This is a genomic window from Microtetraspora niveoalba, from assembly GCF_001570405.1.
GTDB lineage: Bacteria > Actinomycetota > Actinomycetes > Streptosporangiales > Streptosporangiaceae > Microtetraspora > Microtetraspora niveoalba.
The window spans coordinates 1-22,230 of sequence record NZ_BBYM01000060.1 but is presented as its reverse complement, the minus strand read 5'-3'; the positions used below and the strand labels follow the sequence as shown (position 1 = coordinate 22,230).

Sequence of the window (22,230 nt, the reverse complement as noted above, 5' to 3'; positions counted from 1 at the left end):
GCCACGCCCGCCGGATGGCGGATGCGCTGGCGGTGCGGCTGTCGGAGGGCGGACGGCGGACGGTGATGCATGTGTCGGTGACCGAGCAGACGCTGACCGGGGAGTCGGAGGAGCCCGCCTACCTGGAGGACGGCACCGCGATCCCGGCACAGGACGCACGCCGGATGGCCTACAGCGCCGACCTGCGGCGGGTGCTGCGGGACGCGCAAGGGATCGTCGTCGACTTCGGCCGGGCCCGCCGTCTGGCCTCCTCCGACCAGCGGGAGGCGATCCTGGCGAAGTACCGGACCTGCTGCCGGGAAGGATGCGATGTTCCCGCCTATCTGGCGGAGATCGACCATATCGAGCCGTGGTACCCGACCGGCCGCACGGATCTGGCGAATCTCGCTCCGTTGTGTGCGGCGGACAACAAGTGGAAGTCCCGTCATCCGGATCGGGTGGAGGTGATCGATCAGGGGGATGGGACGGTGTCGATGCGGTTCCACCGTTATTCGAAGCTGTCGTATCCCCGGCAACGATCCCGACCGTGGGTGACCAGACAGTGATCAGTCACCGCCGGTCCGGGCCTACCTGCCTGTGCATGCTGGCGGGCGGGGGTGGCCTGGGCAGTGTGCCCGGCCTCCACCGTTCGGGCCTACCTGCCCGTGCGGGGGCGGGGTTGGCCTGGGCAGTGCGTGGGCGGGGTGGGTCTGGCGGTGCGCCGGACCTCCACGGTCCGGACCCCGCGCGCCCGTAGGTCACGTGCTGGACCTTCGCGCGCTGGGACTCCACGCCCCGGACCTTCGCGCGTCGGGGGTCTGGGGGCCGGGACTCCGCGTGCCCATACTTCGCGCCCCAGACCTCCGCGTCCCTGAGACTCCGGCCGTTGGGACTCGACGTGTCGGGACTCGGCCTGCTGGATCTCCACGCGCCCACACTCTGTGCGCCGGACCGTGCCGGGACTCCACACGGCAGACCTCCACGGTCTGGACCCTCGACGCGCCCACATTCCGCGCGCTGGGCCGCATTGGAACTCCGCGCGTCGGAACTCCACGCGCGAGGACTCCACATCCCAGACCTCAACGGTTCGGACCCTCCGCACGCCTCCATACTCCGCGCGTCGGATTTGCGCGGGCTGGGACTCCGGGAGCCGGAACTCCATGCGCTGGTAGGTCACACGGCGGGATTCCGGGTGCCGATACTTCGCGTGATGAGACTCCGGGCGTCGGGACTCCGTGCGCCGGACTCGTCGGGACTCCCCACGCTGGGCTTAGGCGTGCCCATACTCCACACGCCGGAGCTCCATGCGCTGGTACGTCCGTGCCGGTATTTCGCGTGCTGGGGACTCCCATGTGCTGGGAACTCCCGTTGCCGGCGCTGGTCGTGCCGGGTCGGTGACGTGAGGGCGCTGCCCGAGCAGATCGCAGCGATGCCATGGATGAGGGGGCGATCGGGGATGGTGCGGAAGGCGGGTCGCCGCCGCGGCTGCCACGTCCCCGATTTCGCTGACCGCGATCAACGGCACCCAGACGGCCGCGCGGACCGCGGCGAGAGGTAGTGGTGAAGTGCGAAATGGATCTGTTCCTGTCTATTTCGCTCCCGTCAACCGGTGTTGACTCCGCAGCGCGGTCAACGTAGATTGACCTGAGATGCCGGTCAACATAGGTTGACTCTATGAACGGAGAACTGGTGGCTCTGGTGACCGAAGCAGAGGGGGACGATCCGCTGCGCGCGCTTCGGGCCGCCGCCGAGCTGCGGCGGCAGGTCGATCGGCTGGCCGCCGTGCAGGTACGGCGAGCCCGTGTGCAGGGGAATTCATGGGTGCAGATAGCGCAGGCCCTGGGGGTCAGCAAACAGGCGGTCCACAAGAAGTTCGGCGGCAGGAGGCTGTTCGGGGGCGGGTGAGGGTAGGCGGGATCGCCGGCGTGACCGAGCGCGGCCCCTGGCGATTACTGATCGACCAGATCCGCCCCCACAAGCGGGCCCTGCTGCTCGGCGGCGTGCTCAGTCTGGTCGGCAGTCTGGCCGGGCTGGCGATGCCGCTCCTCGCGAAGACCGTGATCGACGCCTTCGGGCAGGGGCGCGACCTGATGGGCCCGATCCTCGGCCTGTCCGTGGCGGTGCTGGCCGGCGCGGTGATCTCCGCCGGGGGAAGGTTCCTGCTCGAACGGATGGGTGAGGGCGTCGTCCTCGCGTCCCGGCGGACCCTGGTGGACCGGATGCTGCGGCTCCGGGTGCCGGATGTGGACCGGCTCAAGCCCGGTGACCTGCTCTCGCGGGTCAGCTCGGACACCACGCTGCTGCGTACCGTGTGCACCGACTCGCTGGCCGGCGTGGTCAGCTCCGTGTTCATGTTCGTCGGCGCCGTCGTGATGATGGCGATCATGGACTGGGTGCTCCTGCTGGTGACGCTCGGTGTGGTGGCCCTGGTCGGCATCGCGGGCGCCTCCATCGCCCCGAAGATCAGGCGCGCGTCGCTTCAAGCCCAGGTCGCGTTGGGCGAGATGAGCTCCACACTCGACCGGGCGCTCCAGGCGTTCCGTACGGTCAAGGCGAGTGGAGCGGAGGCCCGCGAGATCGCCGCGGTGACCTCGGCCGCGACCGAGGCGCGCGACCGCGGCGTGGCGGCCGCCGCCTGGACCTCCGCCGCGGGCATCAGCGCGTGGATGGCGGTGCAGTTCGCGTTCCTCGCCGTGCTCGGCGTGGGCGGGGCCCGGGTGGCGAGCGGCACGATGGAGATCTCGGCACTGATCGCGTTCCTGCTGTACCTCTTCTATCTGGTCTCGCCGATCGGCCAGCTCGTGCAGAGCCTGACCCAGATGCAGAACGGCCTGGCGGCGGTGACCCGCATCGAGGAGATCGCCCAGCTTCCCGCGGAACCGCCGGTCTCCGCCGTCGAGGGCGGCGGCGCGCCGGTCGGCGTCACCTTCACCGATGTCGGCTTCCGGTACGGCGACGACCGCCCCGTGGTCCACGACGGCGTGACCTTCGAGGTCCCGGCCGGCGGGATGACCGCGCTCGTCGGCCCGTCGGGAGCGGGCAAGTCCACGGTGTTCGGCCTGGTCGAGCGGTTCTACGAGCCCGATTCCGGGGTCGTCGCCGTGGATGGCCGGGACATCCGCGACTGGCCGCTCGACGAACTGCGTGCCGCGCTCGGCTACGTGGAGCAGGACGCGCCGATCCTCTCCGGGACGCTCCGCGAGAACCTCACCTTCGCCGCGCCCAAGGCCACAGACGAGGAGATCACGTACGCGGTCGCCAGGACCCGGTTGGACGACCTGGTCGAGCGGCTGCCCCAGGGCCTGGAGACCCCGGTGGGCCATCGGGGCGTGCTGCTCTCCGGCGGCGAACGCCAGCGGGTCGCCATCGCGCGGGCCCTGCTCCGCAAGCCGCGCCTGCTGCTCCTGGACGAGGCGACCTCCCAGCTCGACGCCGTCAACGAGCTGCGCCTGCGCGAGGTGGTGGCCGAGGTGGCGAGGGAGACCACGGTCCTGGTGATCGCGCACCGCCTGTCCACGGTCACCGGCGCCGACCGCATCATCGTCATGGAGGCGGGCAAGGTGCGGGCCTCCGGCACCCATGAGGAACTGGTCGAGGCCGACGACCTCTATCGGGAACTGGCCGCCACACAGTTCCTCGTCGCCTCCTGACTCGACGCCCCTCCTGGCCGGCGCTTCTGCTCGCTGGTCCGCCTCCTGGTCGGTGCGTCTCCTGACTCGGTGTATCCCCTGTGAGGGTGCGCCAGCTGATCCGGTGCCGGCCGTGTTCCGGCCGGCACCGGTCGTGAGTGTCAGGGACTCAGGAGCCCTACGGCGTTGCCGTCGGGGTCGGTGAACACGGCCATCCGCCCCATTCCGGGCAGGACCTGCGGGTCCAGCCTCCGGCTGCCGCCGAGTTCCTCCGCCCAGGCCAGCGCGCTGTCCACGTCGTCGACCTCGAAGTAGACGACGATGCCGGTGTACGGGCTGCCGGGGCCGGCTTGGCCGATCCCCGCCATCGGGCGGCCGTCCTCCCCGCCCACCAGCGTGTAGTCCTCTTGTACGGCGTTCATCTCCCAGCCGAACATTTCCCCGTAGAAGCGCCGCGCCCGGGCGGAGTCGGGGGTGGAGATGTCGAACCACGCGGGTGCGTGGCGGTCTCCGGTCGCTGTCATGAGAGTCCTCCTTGTCACATGCGGCGCATAGTGCGTCGAAAGGGAGACTCCGGGCGTGGGGAAGAATCGTCGGCCGTGAGCGAAGTTTCTTCCCCGTGGTCAGCGGGCGCGGCCCCGGAGGCTGGCGCGGCCCCGGAGGGGGCCGGCAGTGGTGCATCGGTGCGGGCTGGGAGCGCCGACGGGGGCGCGGGGGCGGCGTGTTGGTCCGGGCTGGGGGCGGTGGCGTGCGGGATGACGACGAGCTGGTGGTCCGGCCTGATGGTGGTGACGCGGTTATGGAGGATGCTGCGCTGGTCCGGGCTGGGGGCGACGACGTGCGGGGAGGCAGTGTGATGGTCGTCCGAGCTAGTGGCGTGGACGGGGTGTGGGAGGACGAGCTGGTCCGGGCTCGTGGTGGGGACGCCGCAGCGTTCAGCCGCATGGTGGAGCCGCTGCGCCGGGAGTTGCACGCGCACTGTTATCGGATGCTCGGCTCCGTCCACGATGCCGACGACGCCCTGCAGGAGGCCCTGATCCGGGCGTGGCGGGGGCTCGCGCGCTTCGAGGGGCGGGGCTCGCTGCGCTCGTGGCTCTACACGGTGGCCACCCGTACCTGCCTGGACAACATCGAGGCGCGGGGCAGGCGGGCGTTGCCGATGGACCTCGGCCCGTCGAGTGACCACGCGGTGACCAGGGACAGGCCGCTGTCCGACGTCGCCTGGCTGGGCCCGTATCCGGACGGGTCCATCGGCGACGGCAGGCTGGGCCCGGACGCGCGCTACGAGCAGCGCGAAGCCGTCGAGCTGGCGTTCGTCGCCGCGCTGCAACACCTGCCGGGCAACCAGCGGGCGGCGTTGTTGCTCTTCGAGGTGCTCGGCTTCTCCGTCGCCGAGATCGCCGCCACCATGAAGACGTCCACGACGTCGGTGAACTCCGCCCTGGCGCGGGCCCGCAAGGTGGTCGCCGAGCGGGTCCCCTCACCGAGCCAGCAGCGGACGCTGCGGATGATCGGAGACGCGCACCTGCGCGAGGTCGTCGCCGGGTTCGCCTCCGCGTTGGAACGCGGCGACGCCGACGCTCTGGCCACGCTGCTCACCGAGGACGTCACCTGGTCGATGCCGCCGATGCCGCACTGGTACCGGGGCGTCGAGGCGGTCATGGACTTCGCGGTGCGGGTCCCGCTGACCGGGTGCGGACACTGGCGCCACATGCCGACCGGCGCGAACGGCCAGCCCGCCGTCGGTTTCTACCTTCGGGACGACGACGCGGGGGCGCACCTCGGCTGGTCGGTCACCGTGCTGACCCTGCGCGGGGAGCGGGTCGCGGGCATCACCTCGTTCCTGGGCCGCGAGCACTTCGCGGCCTTCGGGCTGCCGCCGTCGCTGCCCTGAGCCGTCATCCCCGTTCGGGGACCCGAGCCGCGACAGGGCTTCGCGGCGGCGCCGTACGCGCCTCGGCGGTGCCCCGAGCGGGCTTTCTGACAATCGGCGATGACATGCGGAAATGGTGTCACGGATTGACTGGATGTCCGGTGACCTGCGGTTATGTGGAAGCCGTACGGACCCTTTACCGCGGTGACCCGGTGACGGGGTGATGGATCGGGAAGGTCGGCAGGTGCGGAACCTCTCCTTCGCCATGGCCGGCTTCCGGGGATGAGCGCGTGCGGTGCGTCTCGGAAACCGGCCTTGGGCGGGGCATCTCTGTCTCGGCACGGGGTGCCCCGCCGCTCCCTCCCGCCGTATCCTTCGGGTGACAAACGTGAATGCCTTCATTCAGGAGGTTGCCCGATGCCCGTCGTTCGCGCGCCGCGCGGCACCACGCTCACCGCCAAGGGCTGGCCGCAGGAGGCCGCCCTTCGCATGTTGCGCAACAACCTGGACCCCGAGGTGGCCGAGCACCCCGAGCAACTCGTCGTCTACGGGGGGTCGGGCCGGGCGGCGCGGGACTGGCCGTCGTTCCACGCGATCGCCCGGGAGCTGACGAGCCTGGAGGCCGACGAGACGCTGCTTGTGCAGTCGGGCCGGCCCGTCGGCGTGATGCGGACCCACGAGTGGGCGCCCCGGGTGCTCATCGCGAACTCCAACCTGGTGCCCGACTGGGCGAACTGGGAGGAGTTCCGCAGGCTGGAGGCGGCCGGACTCACGATGTACGGCCAGATGACCGCCGGTTCCTGGATCTACATCGGCACGCAGGGCATCCTCCAGGGCACCTACGAGACGTTCGCCGCCGTGGCGGCCAAGCGCTTCGGCGGCTCTCTGGCCGGGACGATCACGCTGACCGCCGGACTCGGCGGCATGGGCGGCGCCCAGCCGCTCGCGGTCACCATGAACGGCGGCGTCGCCATCTGCGTCGACTGCGACCCCCGCAGCATCACCCGCAGGATCGAGCACCGCTACCTCGACGTGCGGGCGTCCTCGCTCGACGAGGCGCTGCGGCTCGCCTACGAGGCGCGCGACCGGCGGGAGCCGCTGTCGATCGGGGTCGAGGCCAACGCGGCGGAAGCCGTACCCGAGCTGCTGCGGCGGGGTGCGGAGATCGACGTCGTCACCGACCAGACGAGCGCGCACGACCCGCTGACGTATCTGCCGATCGGCGTCGCGTTCGAGGACATGGCGGCCGAGCGGGACAAGGACCCGGCCGCGTTCACCCGCCGGGCGCGGGAGTCCATGGCGGCCCACGTCGAGGCCATGGTGGGCTTCCAGGACGCGGGGGCCGAGGTGTTCGACTACGGCAACTCGATCAGGGGCGAGGCGCGGCTGGCCGGCTACGGCAGGGCGTTCGACTTCCCGGGGTTCGTGCCCGCCTACATCCGGCCGCTGTTCTGCGAAGGGAAGGGCCCGTTCCGCTGGGCCGCCCTCTCCGGAGACCCGCGCGACATCGCCGAGACCGACCGGGCGATCCTGGAGCTGTTCCCGGAGAACGAGCAGCTCGCCCGGTGGATCCGCATGGCGGGGGAGAAGGTCCGCTTCCAGGGCCTGCCCGCCCGCATCTGCTGGCTCGGGTACGGCGAGCGCGACCGGGCGGGCGAGCGGTTCAACGACATGGTGGCGTCCGGGCGGATCAGCGCGCCGATCGTCATCGGCCGCGACCACCTCGACTGCGGCAGCGTGGCCTCGCCCTACCGGGAGACCGAGGCGATGGCGGACGGGTCGGACGCCATCGCGGACTGGCCGCTGCTCAACGCGATGGTGAACGTCGCGTCCGGGGCGTCGTGGGTGTCGATCCACCACGGCGGCGGCGTCGGCATCGGGCGGTCGATCCACGCGGGCCAGGTCACCGTCGCGGACGGCACCGCGCTCGCGGGCGAGAAGCTGCGCCGTGTGCTGACCAACGACCCCGGGATGGGCGTGATACGCCACGTGGACGCCGGATACGAGACGGCCGCCACGGTGGCCCGCGAGCACGGCATCCCTGTTCCCATGCGCGACGCCTCCATTTCCGATCAAGGGGATGAGCAGGAGGGGGATCACGCGTTGGGGACAGTGTGAGTGGTGGACTTGATCGGCTTCTGGAGGGCCGGCGGCTGTCGCCCGTTCAACGCCGGATCGCCCACTATCTCCGGGGGCACCTCGACGAGGCGATCTTCCTGTCCAGCGTCGAGCTGGCCGAGCGCGCCGGGGTCAGCCAGCCGTCCGTGACCCGTTTCGCGATGGCCCTCGGCTTCTCGGGCTATCTCGATCTGCGTCACGCGCTGCGTCCCCTGGTCGTCGGCGGGAACGGGGCGGACGGCGGCGAGCCCGGCCGCCCCGAGCCCGACCGGCTGCTGTGCGAGGCGGTGGACGGCGAGATCCGCAACCTGGCCCTCATCCGGGACCGGCTGGCCGCCACCGGCCCGGCCGCCGGTCTCGCCGGCTCGCTCCGCGAGGTCGGTACGGCTCTCGCCGCGTCGGAGCCGCTGCCGGTCCTCGGCCTGCGCGTGTCGAGCGGCCTCGCCACCACGTTCGCGTACTACGCCAGGCGCATCCACCCCGATGTGCGGCTGCTCGTCCACGGCGGGTCCGAGCTGACGGACGGCCTGTACGCCGCCCGCAGGGCCGGCGCCGAATGGCTGCTCGCCGTCGTCCTGCCCCGATATCCGGCCGAGGCCGTACGGGCGCTGGAGCAGGCGAAGGAGCTGGGCCTGCGCACCGCGGTGATCACCGATCGGCCGGACGTGCCGTTCCCGGCCGACGTCGTGATGGACGCGCCGGTCGGGGAGCGGCTCGTGTTCGACTCGCACATGGCGCCGATGGCCCTGGCGATGGTGCTGGTGGAGGCGATGGCGGACGCGGCCCCGCTGCGTACGCAGGCCCGTCTCGACGAGTACGAGCGGATGACCGACCGGACCGGCGTCTTCCACCCCTGACGACCACACCTTCGCCGGCCCCCGGCTTCGGCCGGGTGGGCGGGTGACGACGCCCGGCACAGGCCGCGGTGCGGCTCGATGCCGCTCGCACGACGGCGAACAGCTCCCACGCCGCTTCTCGCCGGGGCCGGGGCAGGCCTACCCGATCCGCCCGGGGATCGTGGTGGAGCTCTTCGGGAAGCGAGTACCGAGAAAGACGGTCCCGGCCGACAGTGCGGCGGTGACGAGGAGAATCCCGCCGGACACGAGGATGTATCGCGTCCATCCGGCCGAGCCGAGAAAGATCCCGGCCAGGCCGGTGACCGCGACGGGAATCATCACCACGATGAAGGTCTTCCTCCGGCGCCCACCGGCGGGCGTCCTGACGGGGATTCGTGGCAGCACTCCGAAAGCGATGGTGAAAAGCATCACCGCGCCGAACAATCCGGCGATACGCACCTCTTTGGTGGGGTCGTCCACCGGGATTTCAGGCGTGTCCCACCATCGTCCCGCCACCATTATCTGGACGACCTTGTCTTCCCATTCACGCACCAGGATCTCGTCGCCGACCGCGACCGCCGAAGAGCTCCCGACCGGAAAGGTCACCGTGCGTGGCCGGTCACGGTCGAGCGCCTCGACTTCCAGCCGGGGATTCGGCTGAGGGCCGCGGAAGTTGTTCGGGTGGATCTTCTCCGTCACCCTCGCCCGGAATTCATGGCAGTAGCTCACGTCGCCCCGTTCCGCCGGCTCGGCGCGACACGGGAGTGCGCTCTGAAACCGCCGGTACTCGGCCGCGCCGTCGCCGATCTGCAGGGCCCCCGCCAGCATGGTGAGGAACGCCAGGGACGCGAAGGCGATGGATCTGCCCACACCGGCCGACGCTCTTCGTTTGCCCCGCAATGTATGCCGCTCCGCTCTGGACCTTCGACGTGCTCGACGGATACGGCAGCGACCCTACAAGAGGAGCATGCTCCGCCGGGGCCGCGTAAGCAGGGCCGCCGACAGCGACGGTGTGTGGACGGCCGGCTCCACTCCCGCGGAGTGCGGCGGATGCCGGGAGACGGTCAAGAGCGGCGCCCCGACCGGGTGGGGGTTCACGGGTGGCCTGGCGGGATCACTATGGTGGGCCAATGACGGAACGACCTGTGGCTCTCGTGACGGGAGCGTCTCGCGGGGTGGGCGCCGCCGTCGCCCGCGCTCTCGCCCCGACGCACGACCTGGTGCTCGGCGGACGCGACCGGGCCGCTCTCGACGCGGTGTGCGCCGAGCTTCCCGGCGCGCGGCCCTGGCCGGTCGAGCTGACCGCCGTCACCGCCTCCGACGTCGAGGCCGTCGATCGGCTCGACCGGCTCGACCTGCTCGTCCACAGCGCCGGTGTCGCCCGGATCGGCGATGTGGGGGAGACCCCGGTCGAGGAGTGGCGGCGGACGTTCGAGGTCAACCTCTTCGCGGTGGCCGAGCTGACCCGGCTGCTGCTGCCCGCGCTGCGCGCGGCCCGCGGGCAGGTCGTCCTGATCAACTCGACCTCCGGGCAGCGGGTCAACGCGGGCTGGGGCGCGTACGCGGCGAGCAAGTTCGCGCTGCGGGCCTTCGCGGACGCGCTGCGTCTCGAGGAGCACCCGAACGGCGTGCGCGTCGCCACCGTCTATCCCGGCCGCATCGCGACCGACATGCAGAAAGACGTACGGGAGCAGGAGGGCGGCGACTACGACCCCTCCCGGTACATCGCCCCGGAGTCGGTCGCCAAGGCCGTGCTCGCGGCGGCGACCGCCACCCCGGACGCGCAGATCACCGAGATCACGATCCGTCCCTCCGCCTCCCTGCCCGTCTGACCCTTCCGCTCCGCTCCCTCGATCCCGGTGAACGCTTGCGGACAGCGCACCAGGTGATGACCGGTTCCTGTGAATGATTCCATTCACTAGGATGGCGCCGTGCTTGATGCTCTCGCGGACATCGGGCGGAGCGCCCGTACCGGCGGATATCGCAGGGACGCCTGGTCCCCGGCCGACCTGGAGCTGCGCGAATGGTTCCGCCAGGAGGCGGGGCGACGCGGCCTGGACCTGGACGAGGACCGCAACGGCAACCTCTGGGCCTGGTGGCGGCCGCTCCGGTCGCCGAACCTGCCGGGGGTGGTCACCGGGAGCCATCTCGACTCGGTGCGGGACGGAGGGGCGTTCGACGGCCCGCTCGGCGTCGCCTCCGCCTTCCTGGCCGTGGACCTGCTGCGCGAGCGGGGGGTCGAACCGGAGCGGCCGCTCGGCGTCGTCTGCTTCTCGGACGAGGAGGGCGCGCGGTTCGGCGTGCCGTGCGTGGGGTCCCGGTTGCTGACCGGCGCGCTCGACCCCGACCGGGCCCGCCGGTTGACCGACGACGAGGGCGACACGCTGGCCGAGGTGCTGGAGCGGGCGGGACGGCGTCCCGGCGACCTCGGCGCCGACCCCGAGACGCTGGCCGGGGTGGGGGTCTTCGTCGAGCTCCACATCGAGCAGGGCCGGGCCCTCAGCGAGCCCGTCGGCGTCGCGGAGGCGATCTGGCCCCACGGCCGGTGGCGGTTCGACTTCCACGGCGAGGCGAACCACGCGGGAACGACGGCGCTGGCCGACCGCGACGATCCCATGCTCGCCTACGCGCGCGCTGTGCTCGCCGCGCGCGCCGCCGCGGAGAGACACGACGCCCTCGCGACCTTCGGCAAGGTGCGCGTCGAGCCGGGCAGCGCCAACGCCGTCCCGTCACGGGTGACGGCCTGGCTGGACGCCAGGGGCGCGGACGAGGAGCGTGTCCGTCGCCTGGTCGCCGAGCTGGCGGCGGACGGAGCCGAGGCCGTCGAGGTGGCGTGCGAGTCGTGGACGCCCGAGGTCGTCTTCGACCGGTCCCTGCGCGACCGCGTCGCCGCGGCGGTCGCCTCCACCGTCGACGCCGCCGCCCTCGGTTCCACGGGCCCGGCCGATCCGGAGGCCGCAGGCCCGGGGCGTTCGATGAGCACGGCCGGCTGCTCCGGCTCCGCGGGGGTGGCCGCCGTGCCGACCGGAGCGGGGCACGACGCCGGAGTCCTCGCCGTCGCCGGAGTGCCCAGCGCGATGCTCTTCGTACGGAATCCCACCGGCGTGTCGCATTCCCCGCGCGAGTTCGCCGAGTCCGCCGACTGCCACGCGGGCGTCGTCGCGCTCGCCGCCGTCCTGGAGGACCTGTGCCGGGCCTGACCCCGCCTCCGGACACGAACGGCGGCGTCACCTACTGGTGCGAGATGGCGTGGCTGCCGCCCGGCGAGGTGGTCGAGTGCGTGTCCGTCCGCGTGGAGGGGGCGCGGATCGCCGCCGTCCAACCCGAGGTGCCGCCCCCGCCGGGGGCCGTACGGCTGGCCGGGCTGACCCTGCCCGGCCTCGCCAACGCCCACTCCCACGCCTTCCACCGCGCGCTGCGCGGGCACACCCAGGCCGAGCGCGGCACCTTCTGGACCTGGCGCTCCCAGATGTACGGCGTGGCGGCGCGGCTCGACCCCGACGACTATCTCGCGCTGGCCCGGGCGACCTTCGCCGAGATGTCCCTGGCCGGCGTCACCTGCGTCGGCGAGTTCCACTACCTGCACCACGGGCCGGGCGGCGTGCCGTACGACGACCCGAACGAGATGGGCCACGCGCTCATCCAGGCCGCACGGGACGCGGGGCTCCGGATCGCGCTGCTCGACACCTGCTATCTCACGGGCGCGATCGGGCACCCGCTCGCCGGGACCCAGCTCCGCTTCGGGGACGGCGACGCGGTCCGGTGGGCGGCCAGGGTGGAGGCGCTCGGCCGCTCGCAGCGGGCGGCCCGCGACGTGGTGATCGGCGCGGCCATCCACTCGGTCCGCGCCGTTCCGCCGGAGCAGATGTGCGTCGTCGCGGAGTTCGCCAACCGGCACGCGGTGCCGCTGCACGCGCACGTCTCGGAGCAGCGCGCCGAGAACCACGACTGCGTCCAGACGTACTCGGCGACACCGGTCCAACTGCTGCACGAGCACGGCGCGCTCGGTCCGCGCTCGACCGCCGTCCACGCGACCCACCTGTCGGATGTGGACATCGCGCTCCTCGGCGGTTCGACCACGCACGTCTGCATGTGCCCGACCACCGAGCGCGACCTCGCGGACGGCATCGGCCCGGCGCGCACGCTGCTGGACGGCGGTTCGCCGATCACTTTGGGCTCCGACAGCCACGCGGTCATCGACCTGTTCGAGGAGGCGCGCGCCGTGGAGCTGGACGAACGGCTCGCCACCCGCGAGCGCGGCCACTTCAGCGCCGCCGGGCTGCTCGACGCCGCCACGTCCGCCGGGCACGCGTCGCTCGGTTTCCCCGACGCCGGTCTGCTCGTCCCCGGGGCGTGGGCCGACCTGGTGTCGGTGCGCCTCGACTCGGTCCGTACGGCGGGCGCGACGAAGGGGACGGCGGCCGAGGCGGTCGTATTCGCGGCCTCGGCCGGCGACGTGCACTCGGTCGTCTCCGGAGGCCGCCGGGTGGTCGAGGAGGGGCGGCACGTGCTGGGCGACGTCGGCGCGCTCCTGCGGGACGCGACGGCGGAGCTCAGGAGATAGCCGCAGCGAGGACGATGACAGGGAGGCACGGGTGGGTGGCATGACGTCGGACGGCGGACCTGAGGGCGGACCGGGCGGCGGGGCGATCCTCTTCGACGACATCGGGCTGCTCTACACGGCGGACCCGGAACGCGAGGAGATCGGCGGCGCGGCCCTGATCGTCGAGGACGGAGTGGTCGCCTGGGTCGGCCCCTCGTCGTCCGCGCCGCGACCCGGGACAGGCGGGCGGGCCGTTCCCGCGGCCGACCGGCGGGTCGGCCTGGGCGGGCGGGCCGTCATCCCGGGGTTCGTGGACAGCCACGCGCACCTGGTGTTCGCGGGGGACCGGACCGCCGAGTTCGCGGCCAGGATGGCGGGCCGGCCGTACTCGGCCGGAGGGATCCGCACCACCGTGGCCGCGACCCGCGAGGCCGCCGACGACACGCTGGCCACGAACGCCGAGGCGCTCGTCGCCGAGATGCTGGCCCAGGGAACGACGACCGTCGAGATCAAGAGCGGCTACGGCCTGACCGTCGAGGACGAGCGCCGCTCGCTGGAGATCGCCGGGCGGTTCACCGCCGAGACCACCTACCTCGGCGCCCACGTCGTGCCGCCGGGCGTCACCGCCGACGACTACGTCTCCACCGTGACCGGCCCCATGCTGGACGCGTGCGCGCCGTACGCGCGCTGGGTGGACGTGTTCTGCGAGCGCGGAGCGTTCGACGAGGACCAGAGCCGGGAGATCCTCGCCGCCGGCATCAGGGCGGGGCTGGGGGCCCGCATCCACGCGGGGCAGCTCGGCGAGGGGCCGGGCGTGCGCGTCGCCTGCGAGCTGGGGGCGGCCTCGGCCGACCACTGCACCCACCTGACCGACGCCGACGTCGCCGCCCTCGCGGACAGCGGCGTGGTGGCCACCCTCCTCCCCGGGGCGGAGTTCTCCACCCGCTCGCCCTACCCGGACGCCCGGCGGCTGCTCGACGCGGGCGTGTCCGTCGCCCTCGCCACCGACTGCAACCCGGGGTCGTCCTTCACCTCGTCGATGCCGTTCTGCGTCGCGCTGGCCGTACGCGAGATGCGGATGAGCCCCCAGGAGGCGGTGCGGGCCGCGACGGCGGGCGGCGCGCGGGCGCTGCGCAGGAGCGACGTGGGCGTGCTGCGGGTGGGGGCCAGGGCCGACCTGGCCGTTCTCTCCGCCCCGTCGTACGTGCACCTGGCCTACCGGCCGGGCGTGCCGCTCGTGGCCCAGGTCTGGAAGGACGGCCGCCGGGTCGTTTGACCGTACCCCTCCGAGGGTAAAGACAACAGTTTCCAGGCGTTCCCCCTCCTCCTTGAGGAGGACTCGAAAACCATTCTCCAGTCGTATTTGTTCGGGGAATCTTTCTTCTGGGGAAATCGTTGATCGGGTCAGGACAATGACGGCGGGAAAGCCCTGGCCCGGGCCGACTCGACTCGGACATACTGCGGCGCGGCGGAACGAGGTGCCATCGAATGGCGACGGGGAATCGGACGCACGACCAGCACGTCTCTGATCGGGACCTGCTGGGGACCTACCTGGCCGAAATCGGGCGGGTCCCCTTGTTGACGGCGGAACAGGAGGTGGACCTCGCCAAGCGCATCGAGGCGGGCCTCTTCGCCGAGCACCTTCTGGACAGCGGACGTACAGAACCGCGGGTTTCGGACGCGGCGGACGAGGAACTGGAACGCATCGCGATTTCGGGACGGCGTGCGAAGGACGAGTTCATCCAAGCGAACCTGCGTCTGGTGGTCGCGGTGGCGCGGAAATACTCCGGCCGGGGGATGCCGCTGATCGATCTCGTCCAGGAGGGAAATCTCGGCCTGGTCCGCGCGGTGGAGAAATTCGATTACCGGCGCGGGTACAAGTTCTCCACCTATGCCACCTGGTGGATCCGCCAGGCCGTCGGCCGTTCCATCCACGAGCAGGCGCGTCCGGTCCGGTTGCCCACCCACGCGGGGGAGCAGATGACCCGCCTGATGCGCGTGCGCCGCGACATGCTGGCCGAGTTCGACGCCGAGCCGACCGACGCCGACCTCGCCGAGGTGCTCGACCTGCCGATCGAGCGGGTGCAGGAGCTGCGCCGGTGGGCGTCCGACCCGGTGTCGCTGCAGCTCGGTGTGGGCGACGAGGACGAGACGGAGCTCGGCGACATGATCGCCGACGAGACCTGGGCCGATCCGGAGCAGCAGGCGCTGGACACGCTGGAGAAGGAGCGCCTGGAGGTGTGGCTGACGGGTCTGGAGGGGCAGATCCGCGAGATGCTCCGCTGGCGGTACGGCCTGGTGGACGGCCGCGAGCACACTCTCACCGAGGTGGGGGAGCGGTACGGCATCGGCCGCGACCGGGCCCGGCGGATGGAGCGCGACGCGCTGCTGCGGCTGCGCAAGATGGCCGGCGCCGCGGCCTGAGCGGTACAGGAACCTGAGCGGTGCAGGAACCTGAGCGGTACGGGAAGCGGGCGTACGAGGCGGCCGTGAGCCAGGCGGCCGTGAGCCAGGCCGTAGAAGGGGCCTGGGCGCCCCGGGCAGCCGCGTAAGACGGGCGGGGGGAAGGAAAGCGCGCACCGGTTTCCGGTGCGCGCTTCGTGTTGTTCCACGGCTTGTCACGCACGGCTTGTCACACACGGCTTGTCACGCACGGCCTCCGCCCTGTACGGATCTCATCGGCGCCTCGCGAGCCGTGCGGAACTCGGCGCCGGCCCGCCCGGACGCCGGTGAGGCTTCCGAAACGAACGCGAAACACCCCGGTGGCGAGTTTCACAGCCGCGAAACACTCGGGGTCCCGGCCGGAAACGGCGGGAGAACACGCTGTGCGCAAGGTCAGTGCGCCAGCCGGTCGACGATGCCCTGGAGGGACGCAACTGAGCGCGTGAACAGCCGGCCACATGGCAATTTAAGGAGGGCCGCGATCGATGGACAAGATCGATACCGGCACCACGGCCTGGATGATCACAGCCACCGCGCTGGTGCTGCTGATGACTCCGGGCCTCGCGTTCTTCTACGGGGGCATGACCAGGGCGAAGAGCGTCCTGAACATGATGATGATGTCGTTCGTCAGCATCATCACGGTCAGCATCGCCTGGGTCTTCTACGGTTACTCGCTGGCCTTCACCGGCAACGGCAACGGGGTCGTCGACAAGCTCGTCGGCGGCTTCGGGGCCCTCGGCCTGCAGAGCATCGTCGACACCGCCACGAAGGCGGAGGGCGGGATGCCGAGCATGGTCTTCTCCGCCTTCCAGATGACGTTCGCCATCATCACGGTCGCTCTGATCAGCGGCGCCATCGCCGACCGGGCGAGGTTCGGCGCGTGGGTGTTGTTCTCGGTCGTCTGGTCGACGCTCGTCTACTTCCCCGTGGCCCACTGGGTGTGGGGCGGCGGCTGGCTGGCGGGTCTCGGCATCGAGGACTTCGCCGGCGGCACGGTCGTCCACGTCAACGCCGGAGCCGCCGGACTCGCTCTCGCGCTGGTGCTGGGCAAGCGGGCCGGATGGCGCAAGGAGCCGATGCGCCCGCACAACCTCACCCTGGTCCTCCTCGGCGTGGGTCTGCTGTGGTTCGGCTGGTTCGGCTTCAACGCGGGCTCCGAGCTCGCGGTGGACGGCACCGCCGGCCTGGCGTTCATGAACACCCAGGTCGCCGCGGCCGCCGCGGCGGGCGCGTGGATCCTGGTCGAGAAGCTGCGCGACGGGCACTCCACGACCCTCGGCGTGGCGTCCGGCGCGGTCGCCGGCCTGGTCGCGATCACCCCCGCGTGCGGCTTCGTCGACCCGTGGGCGGCCGTGCTCCTCGGGGCCGTCGCGGGCGCGGCCTGCGCGTACGCGGTGGGCCTGAAGTACCGTCTCGGCTTCGACGACTCGCTCGACGTGGTCGGCGTTCACCTGGTCGGCGGCGCGATCGGCGCGGTCGCGCTGGGCTTCATCGCCCGCTATCCGTTCGCCGACGGCCAGGAGAAGGGCCTGCTGTACGGCGGGCCGCTCTCGCAGCTCGGCGTCCAGGCGCTCGGCCCGGTCGTCGTCGGGCTCTACTCCTTCGCCATGGCGTGGATCATCGGCAAGATCATCGACAGGACGATGGGCTTCCGGATCAGCCATGAGGAGGAGGTCGCCGGCATCGACATCACGACCCACGCCGAGACCGGCTACGACCTCGGCACCGTCCACGCCTCCGGCGTGGCGTCCCTCAACGGGCCGGCGGTCCCGGCCGATGCCAGGAAGGTGGACGCATGAGACTCATCACGGCGGTGATCAAGCCGTTCAAGCTCGACGACGTCAAGGCCGCGCTTGAGCAGTTCGGCGTCAAGGGCATGACGGTCAGCGAGGCGAGCGGCTACGGCCGCCAGCGCGGGCACACCGAGGTGTACCGCGGCGCCGAGTACCAGGTCGACCTGGTCCCCAAGGTCCGGCTGGAGGTGCTCGCCGACGAGGACGACGCCGACGACCTCATCGACGTGATCGTCAAGGCCGCCCAGACCGGCAAGATCGGCGACGGCAAGGTGTGGTCCGTGCCGGTGGACACGGTGGTCCGGGTCCGCACCGGCGAGCGCGGGCCGGAGGCTCTGTAGCCGCATGACTGGCCCGGCACCCGCATGACCACGACAGGCCCCGTGCCGTACGACGAGGCGGCCGGCGCGACGAGAGGAGAGGTCCGCTCGTTCGCCGCCGCCCGCAAGGAGCGGGCGGCGGACGTCGACAGGTGGCTCGCCGATCTGTTCCGTGCGGCGTGCGCCCCGCCGTCCGGACAGGACGAGCCGACCGCGCGGGTCGGCGGGAGCGGGCACCGGGAGGATCGCGGCGCCGACCGGATCGTCTCCCGGGCCGGCGACGGCCGCGGGCCCGCCGATCGGAGCGCGTTCGGCGGCGTCGCCCTCGTCGCGGTCGGCAGCCTGGGGCGGGGTGAGCTCGCCCCGGGCAGCGACCTCGACCTCGTCCTGCTGCACGACGGAAGGGACGACGTGGGGCGGATCGCGGACCGCGTCTGGTACCCGATCTGGGACTCCGGCGTCGGCCTCGACCACTCGGTCCGTACGCCCGGCGAGGCGGCCGAGGTGGCGGGTGAGGACCTCAAGGCGGCGCTCGGGCTGATCCAGGCCAGGCACGTCGCGGGGGACGCCGAGCTGACCCGGGCGCTGCGCGAGACCGTGCTCGCGGACTGGCGGTCCCGGTCGCGGCGCAGGCTGGCCGAGCTGAGGGAGGCGGCCGACCGGCGGGCGGCGGCGAGCGGGGAGCTGGCCTTCCTCCTCGAACCCGACCTGCGCGACTCCCGGGGCGGGCTGCGGGACGTGCAGGCGATGCAGGCCGTGGCCGCCGCCTGGGTCGCCTCGGCTCCCGGCCCCCGGGTCCGGGAGGCGTACGAGCTGCTGCTGGACGTGCGGCACGGCCTGCACGTGGTCACGGCGCGCGGCACGGACCGGCTGGTGCTGCAGGAGCAGGACGCGGTCGCGGGCCGCCTCGGCCTGCTGGACGCCGAGGCGCTGATGCGCCGCCTGGCCGAGGCGGGGCGCACGGTCTCGCACGCGTTCGACGCGACCTGGCGGACGGTGGACCGGTTCCTGACCGGCCCGGCCCCGCGCGGGAGGCGGCCGCTCGCCGACGGCGTCGTCGAGCACGGCGGCGAGGTGGTGCTCGCCCGGGACGCCTCCCCGCGTACGGACCCGGTCCTCGTGCTCCGCGCCGCCGCGGCGGCGGCCGCGGCCGGGCTGCCGATGGCGCCCGCGACGGTGTCCACGCTGGCCGCGCAGTCGCCGCCGCTGCCCGTGCCGTGGCCGGCGGAGGCCAGGGGCGCCCTGGTCTCCCTGCTGGGCGCCGGGCGCGCCGCCGTACCCGTGTGGGAGGAGCTGGACCAGGCCGGCGTCCTGGTGAGGCTGATCCCCGACTGGGAGCGGGTGCGGCACCGTCCGCAGCGGAATCCGGTGCACCGGTACACGGTGGACCGGCACCTGATCGAGACGGCCGCGGCGGCCGCCGCGTACACGCGGGACGTGTCCCGTCCCGACCTGCTGCTCATCTCGGCCCTGCTGCACGACGTGGGCAAGGGCTGGCCGGGCGACCACTCGGCGACGGGCGAGGTCGTGGCCAGGGACATCGGCGCCCGGATGGGGCTGCCGCCCTCCGACGTGGCGGTCGTGGCGAGGGTCGTCCGCCACCATCTCCTGCTGCCCGAGACGGCGACCCGCCGCGACCTGGACGACCCGCTGACCATCTCCCGCGTCGCGGAGGCCGTGGGCTCCCGCGAGGTCCTGGAGCTCCTGGCCGCGCTCGCCGTGGCGGACGGCAGCGCCACCGGCCCCGCCGCCTGGAACTCCTGGAAGGCGTCGCTGGTGGCCGATCTGGTGCGGCGGGTACGTTCGGTGTTGTCCGGGGCGCCGCCCGCGCCCGCGCCGGTGCTCTCGCCCGAGCAGGCCGCGCTGGCCCGGCACGGCGGCGGCGCGGTACGGGTCCACGGCGCGGCGGTGACCGTGGTCGCGCCGGACCGGCCGGGGCTGTTGTGGCACGCGGCGGGGGTGCTGGCCGCGCACCGGCTCGTGGTCAGGTCGGCGGCGTCGGCGTCGGCCGGCTCGACCGCCGTGATCGAGTTCGCCGTCGTGCCCGAGTACGGCTCGCCGCCCGATCCGGCGGCGTTGGAGGCCGACCTGCGCCTGGTGCTCGCGGGCCGCCTCGACATCGAGCGGCGGCTGGCCCGCCGGGCGAGGGCGATGCGCCCGCCGCGCGTCCCGGTCGCGCCGCCGAGGGTCACCCTGGTGGACGACGCGTCCAGCACGGCGACCGTCGTCGAAGTGCGGGCACACGACCGGCCAGGGCTTCTGTGGCGGATTGGGCGTGCTTTCGGCGAATGCGGCCTTGACGTGAGAGCGGCCCGGGTGGAGACTCTCGGCGCGGAGGCCGTGGACGTCTTCTACGTCGTCGATCGGGCCGGCAGGCCTCTCGTGGACGTTGAGCAGCGGGGCGATGTGCGGCGGCACGTCCTCGCCGCGTTGCGCTGACCAAGCTGGAGACGTGGGCCGGAGACGCAGGGAAGTATCCCCTTACCAGTTGGTAACAATTCCGTGGCCCACAGAGGGCGAATCGCCGGTAATCGTGACCTTGTGGTCGAATTGTCCGCGTTTGAATAGCGATGTCACTTCATGCTGTCGGGATGCGTGAGGGCATCCCAGAATGGCGGGGCCGGTGAGTACGGAGCAGCGGAGCGGCGGTGGCGCGGAGGAGGCGGCCGGGGAGCGGCGCGGCGCGTGGGTCGAGCGCCTCGCGCCGCGGAACTGGCGCGTTCCCTCCAGGCTGACCGCCCTGATCGTCGCCCCGACCCTGGTGGCGGTGCTTCTCGCCGGAGCCAAGGTCGTCGACTCGGTGGGCAGCCTGAACGGATACCAGCGGACGAGTTCGGCCGCCGAGTACTCCGTGCGGCTGCGCGACCTCGCCCAGCAGCTCGCCATGGAACGCGACCTCGCCGCGCGCGGCGGAGGCGCCAAGCGCGTCTACAACGTCGACGGAACCGACAAGATCTCGCTGGCCGACCAGCGCGGCACGGTCGACGGTCTCGCGCGCAAGGTCGCCGCCGACCTGGCGAAGATCGACGACGGCTACGGCGTACGCGCCGTGCAGTTCGCCGAGCAGGCGGGGAACCGGCTCTCCGGGCTGGAGAACGTCCGCGAGAAGGGCAACGAGGAGGACTACGGCGGCATCATCACGGGCCTCCTGCGGTTGCACGACGAGCTCGGTCAGAGCAGCGACGACGCGGTGGTCGTCGCCGACATGCGGGCCCTCGGCGCGCTGGCCAACGCCAAGGAGGAGGCGTCCCGGCAGCGCCAGATGCTGACCAGGGAGCTGCTGGAGCAGAACCAGCGGTTCACCGCCTCCGAGCTGCGCGAGTTCATCGCGTCCCAGTCGCGCCAGCAGGGATTCGTCGACCGCTTCTACGCCGAGACGAACTCCGCCGACTCCGCGCTCCTGGCCGGGCTGCTCAGCGACAAGGACGTGGTGGACGCCGAGCTGACCAAGTCGTGGGCGATCACCCTGGCGATCCAGAACGCCTCCCTCAGCCGCTACCAGGCGAGGGACCGGATGCTGGTGCGCTGGTTCCAGCACAGCACCAAGACGATCGAGCAGCTCGCGGTCGCCGAGAAGCGCCTGTCGAAGGCCGTGATCGACCGCGCCACCGGCCTGCAGTCGGCCGAGCAGCGCAACGCGCTGATCGCCGCAGGGCTGATCCTCGCGCTGCTCCTGCTGGTCCTCGCCACCACCGTGCTCATCGCCCGCTCGATGGTGCGGCCGCTGCGCCGGCTGCGCGCCGAGGCGCTGGAGATCGCCGGCTCCCGGCTCCCCGAGGTCGTACGGCGGATGCGCGAGTCGGACGACACCGGGGACGCCCCGGACGTGCAGCCCATCGACCTCGGCACGAACGACGAGATCGGCGAGGTGGCCCAGGCGTTCGACGAGGTGCACGCCCAGGCCGTACGGCTGGCCGCCGAGGAGTCCCGGCTGCGCAGCCACGTCAACGCCATGTTCGTGAACCTGTCCTGGCGCACCCAGACGCTCGTCGAGCGGCAGATCTCGCTGATCGACGGCCTGGAGCGCGGCGAGCAGGACGGCGCCCGCCTCGCCGACCTGTTCAAGCTGGACCACCTGGCCACCCGCATGCGCCGCAACAGTGAGAACCTCCTGGTGCTCGCCGGGCACGAGCCCGCGCGCAAACGCAGCAAGCCGGCGCTCCTGGTCGACGTCGTGCGCGCGGCGCTGTCGGAGGTCGAGGACTACGAGCGGGTGACCGTCCGGGTCCACCGCTCCGCCTCCGTCGCCGGACGCGCCGCCAACGACTGCGTCCACCTGCTGGCCGAGCTGGTCGAGAACGCCATCGCCTTCTCGCCCGACCGCACCAAGGTCGTGGTGTCGAGCGACCGCGTCGAGGGCGGCGCGGTGCTGCTGTCGGTGAGCGACGCCGGGATCGGCATGTCGCAGGAGGAGCTGGCGGAGGCCAACCGCAGGCTCTCCGAGCCGCCGACGGTGGACGTGTCGGTCTCCCGGCGGATGGGCCTGTTCGTGGTCGGCCGCCTCGCGCAGCGTCACGGCATCCGGGTCCAGCTCCGCAGGGGCGACAACGGCGGCCTGATCGCCATGGTGCTGTTCCCCGCCGTGCTCGTCGCCGGCGACGAGCGGACCGCCCAGGTGGCCCCGGCGGCCCAGGGTGCGGTCGCGCCCGGGACCGCCGCGCCGGGCATCGCCGCCCCCGGGCCGGCCCAGGGCGCGC

The 22,230-nt window shown here is 72.4% G+C and carries 17 protein-coding genes; 15 read left to right on the top strand and 2 right to left on the bottom strand.

Features of this window, described 5'->3' with window-relative positions:
• The 3 genes from AWQ70_RS36215 to AWQ70_RS36205 form a co-directional block, all read left to right on the top strand.
• The coding region (locus AWQ70_RS36215) for an HNH endonuclease signature motif containing protein (protein ID WP_157530870.1) at nucleotides 1–545 on the top strand (545 nt) is incomplete at its 5' end.
• Between the two features lie 1,108 nt (nucleotides 546–1,653).
• Nucleotides 1,654–1,884: a hypothetical protein gene (locus AWQ70_RS36210; RefSeq protein WP_067186592.1), complete on the top strand. Its 231-nt coding sequence runs from the start codon at nucleotides 1,654–1,656 to the stop codon at nucleotides 1,882–1,884.
• Nucleotides 1,885–1,904: 20 nt separating this feature from the next.
• A complete protein-coding gene (locus AWQ70_RS36205; RefSeq protein WP_245647317.1) occupies nucleotides 1,905–3,629 on the top strand; it encodes an ABC transporter ATP-binding protein in 1,725 nt (574 codons plus the stop codon).
• A 140-nt stretch (nucleotides 3,630–3,769) separates the two neighbouring features.
• Here AWQ70_RS36205 and AWQ70_RS36200 read toward each other — a convergent pair whose 3' ends face one another.
• Nucleotides 3,770–4,132, bottom strand: a complete 363-nt coding sequence (locus tag AWQ70_RS36200) for a VOC family protein (RefSeq protein ID WP_067186590.1) — start codon at nucleotides 4,130–4,132, stop codon at nucleotides 3,770–3,772.
• 332 nt (nucleotides 4,133–4,464) lie between these two features.
• On the opposite strand from AWQ70_RS36200, the gene AWQ70_RS36195 reads away from it, so the two are divergent.
• The 3 genes from AWQ70_RS36195 to AWQ70_RS36185 all read left to right on the top strand — a co-directional run bounded on the left by AWQ70_RS36195 (nucleotide 4,465) and on the right by AWQ70_RS36185 (nucleotide 8,456).
• A complete protein-coding gene (locus AWQ70_RS36195; RefSeq protein WP_067186588.1) occupies nucleotides 4,465–5,502 on the top strand; it encodes a sigma-70 family RNA polymerase sigma factor in 1,038 nt (345 codons plus the stop codon).
• A gap of 396 nt (nucleotides 5,503–5,898) precedes the next feature.
• Complete coding sequence (hutU, locus tag AWQ70_RS36190; protein WP_067186585.1) at nucleotides 5,899–7,599, top strand: urocanate hydratase; 1,701 nt, start codon at nucleotides 5,899–5,901, stop codon at nucleotides 7,597–7,599.
• A complete protein-coding gene (locus AWQ70_RS36185) occupies nucleotides 7,596–8,456 on the top strand; it encodes a MurR/RpiR family transcriptional regulator (RefSeq protein WP_067186583.1) in 861 nt (286 codons plus the stop codon). Before hutU ends, AWQ70_RS36185 begins: the two co-directional genes overlap by 4 nt.
• Nucleotides 8,457–8,594: 138 nt before the next feature.
• On the opposite strand, the gene AWQ70_RS36180 is transcribed toward AWQ70_RS36185, so the two are convergent.
• Nucleotides 8,595–9,263, bottom strand: a complete 669-nt coding sequence (locus AWQ70_RS36180) for a hypothetical protein (protein WP_157530869.1) — start codon at nucleotides 9,261–9,263, stop codon at nucleotides 8,595–8,597.
• A 302-nt stretch (nucleotides 9,264–9,565) separates the two neighbouring features.
• Here AWQ70_RS36180 and AWQ70_RS36175 point away from each other — a divergent pair, with 302 nt between their 5' ends.
• The 9 genes from AWQ70_RS36175 to AWQ70_RS36135 form a co-directional block, all read left to right on the top strand.
• Complete coding sequence (locus AWQ70_RS36175; protein ID WP_067186579.1) at nucleotides 9,566–10,267, top strand: SDR family oxidoreductase; 702 nt, start codon at nucleotides 9,566–9,568, stop codon at nucleotides 10,265–10,267.
• 99 nt (nucleotides 10,268–10,366) lie between these two features.
• A complete protein-coding gene (locus AWQ70_RS36170) occupies nucleotides 10,367–11,635 on the top strand; it encodes an allantoate amidohydrolase (RefSeq protein WP_067186577.1) in 1,269 nt (422 codons plus the stop codon).
• Between the two features lie 44 nt (nucleotides 11,636–11,679).
• Nucleotides 11,680–12,999: a formimidoylglutamate deiminase gene (locus AWQ70_RS36165; RefSeq protein WP_067186599.1), complete on the top strand. Its 1,320-nt coding sequence runs from the start codon at nucleotides 11,680–11,682 to the stop codon at nucleotides 12,997–12,999.
• A gap of 40 nt (nucleotides 13,000–13,039) precedes the next feature.
• Complete coding sequence (gene hutI / locus AWQ70_RS36160) at nucleotides 13,040–14,254, top strand: imidazolonepropionase (RefSeq protein WP_067186575.1); 1,215 nt, start codon at nucleotides 13,040–13,042, stop codon at nucleotides 14,252–14,254.
• Nucleotides 14,255–14,466: 212 nt separating this feature from the next.
• On the top strand, nucleotides 14,467–15,402 hold the full coding sequence (locus tag AWQ70_RS36155) for a sigma-70 family RNA polymerase sigma factor (RefSeq protein WP_067186573.1): 936 nt from the start codon (nucleotides 14,467–14,469) through the stop codon (nucleotides 15,400–15,402).
• Between the two features lie 503 nt (nucleotides 15,403–15,905).
• Nucleotides 15,906–17,219: an ammonium transporter gene (locus AWQ70_RS36150; RefSeq protein ID WP_067186567.1), complete on the top strand. Its 1,314-nt coding sequence runs from the start codon at nucleotides 15,906–15,908 to the stop codon at nucleotides 17,217–17,219.
• Nucleotides 17,216–17,554, top strand: coding sequence for a P-II family nitrogen regulator (locus tag AWQ70_RS36145; protein WP_067186565.1), 339 nt, complete (start codon nucleotides 17,216–17,218; stop codon nucleotides 17,552–17,554). The genes AWQ70_RS36150 and AWQ70_RS36145 overlap by 4 nt, the downstream gene beginning before the upstream one ends.
• A 24-nt stretch (nucleotides 17,555–17,578) precedes the next feature.
• Nucleotides 17,579–19,972 carry a [protein-PII] uridylyltransferase gene (locus AWQ70_RS36140; RefSeq protein WP_084518198.1) on the top strand — a complete coding sequence of 798 codons (2,394 nt, stop codon included), beginning with the start codon at nucleotides 17,579–17,581 and terminating at the stop codon, nucleotides 19,970–19,972.
• Nucleotides 19,973–20,156: 184 nt separating this feature from the next.
• The coding region (locus tag AWQ70_RS36135) for a sensor histidine kinase (protein WP_157530867.1) at nucleotides 20,157–22,230 on the top strand (2,074 nt) is incomplete at its 3' end.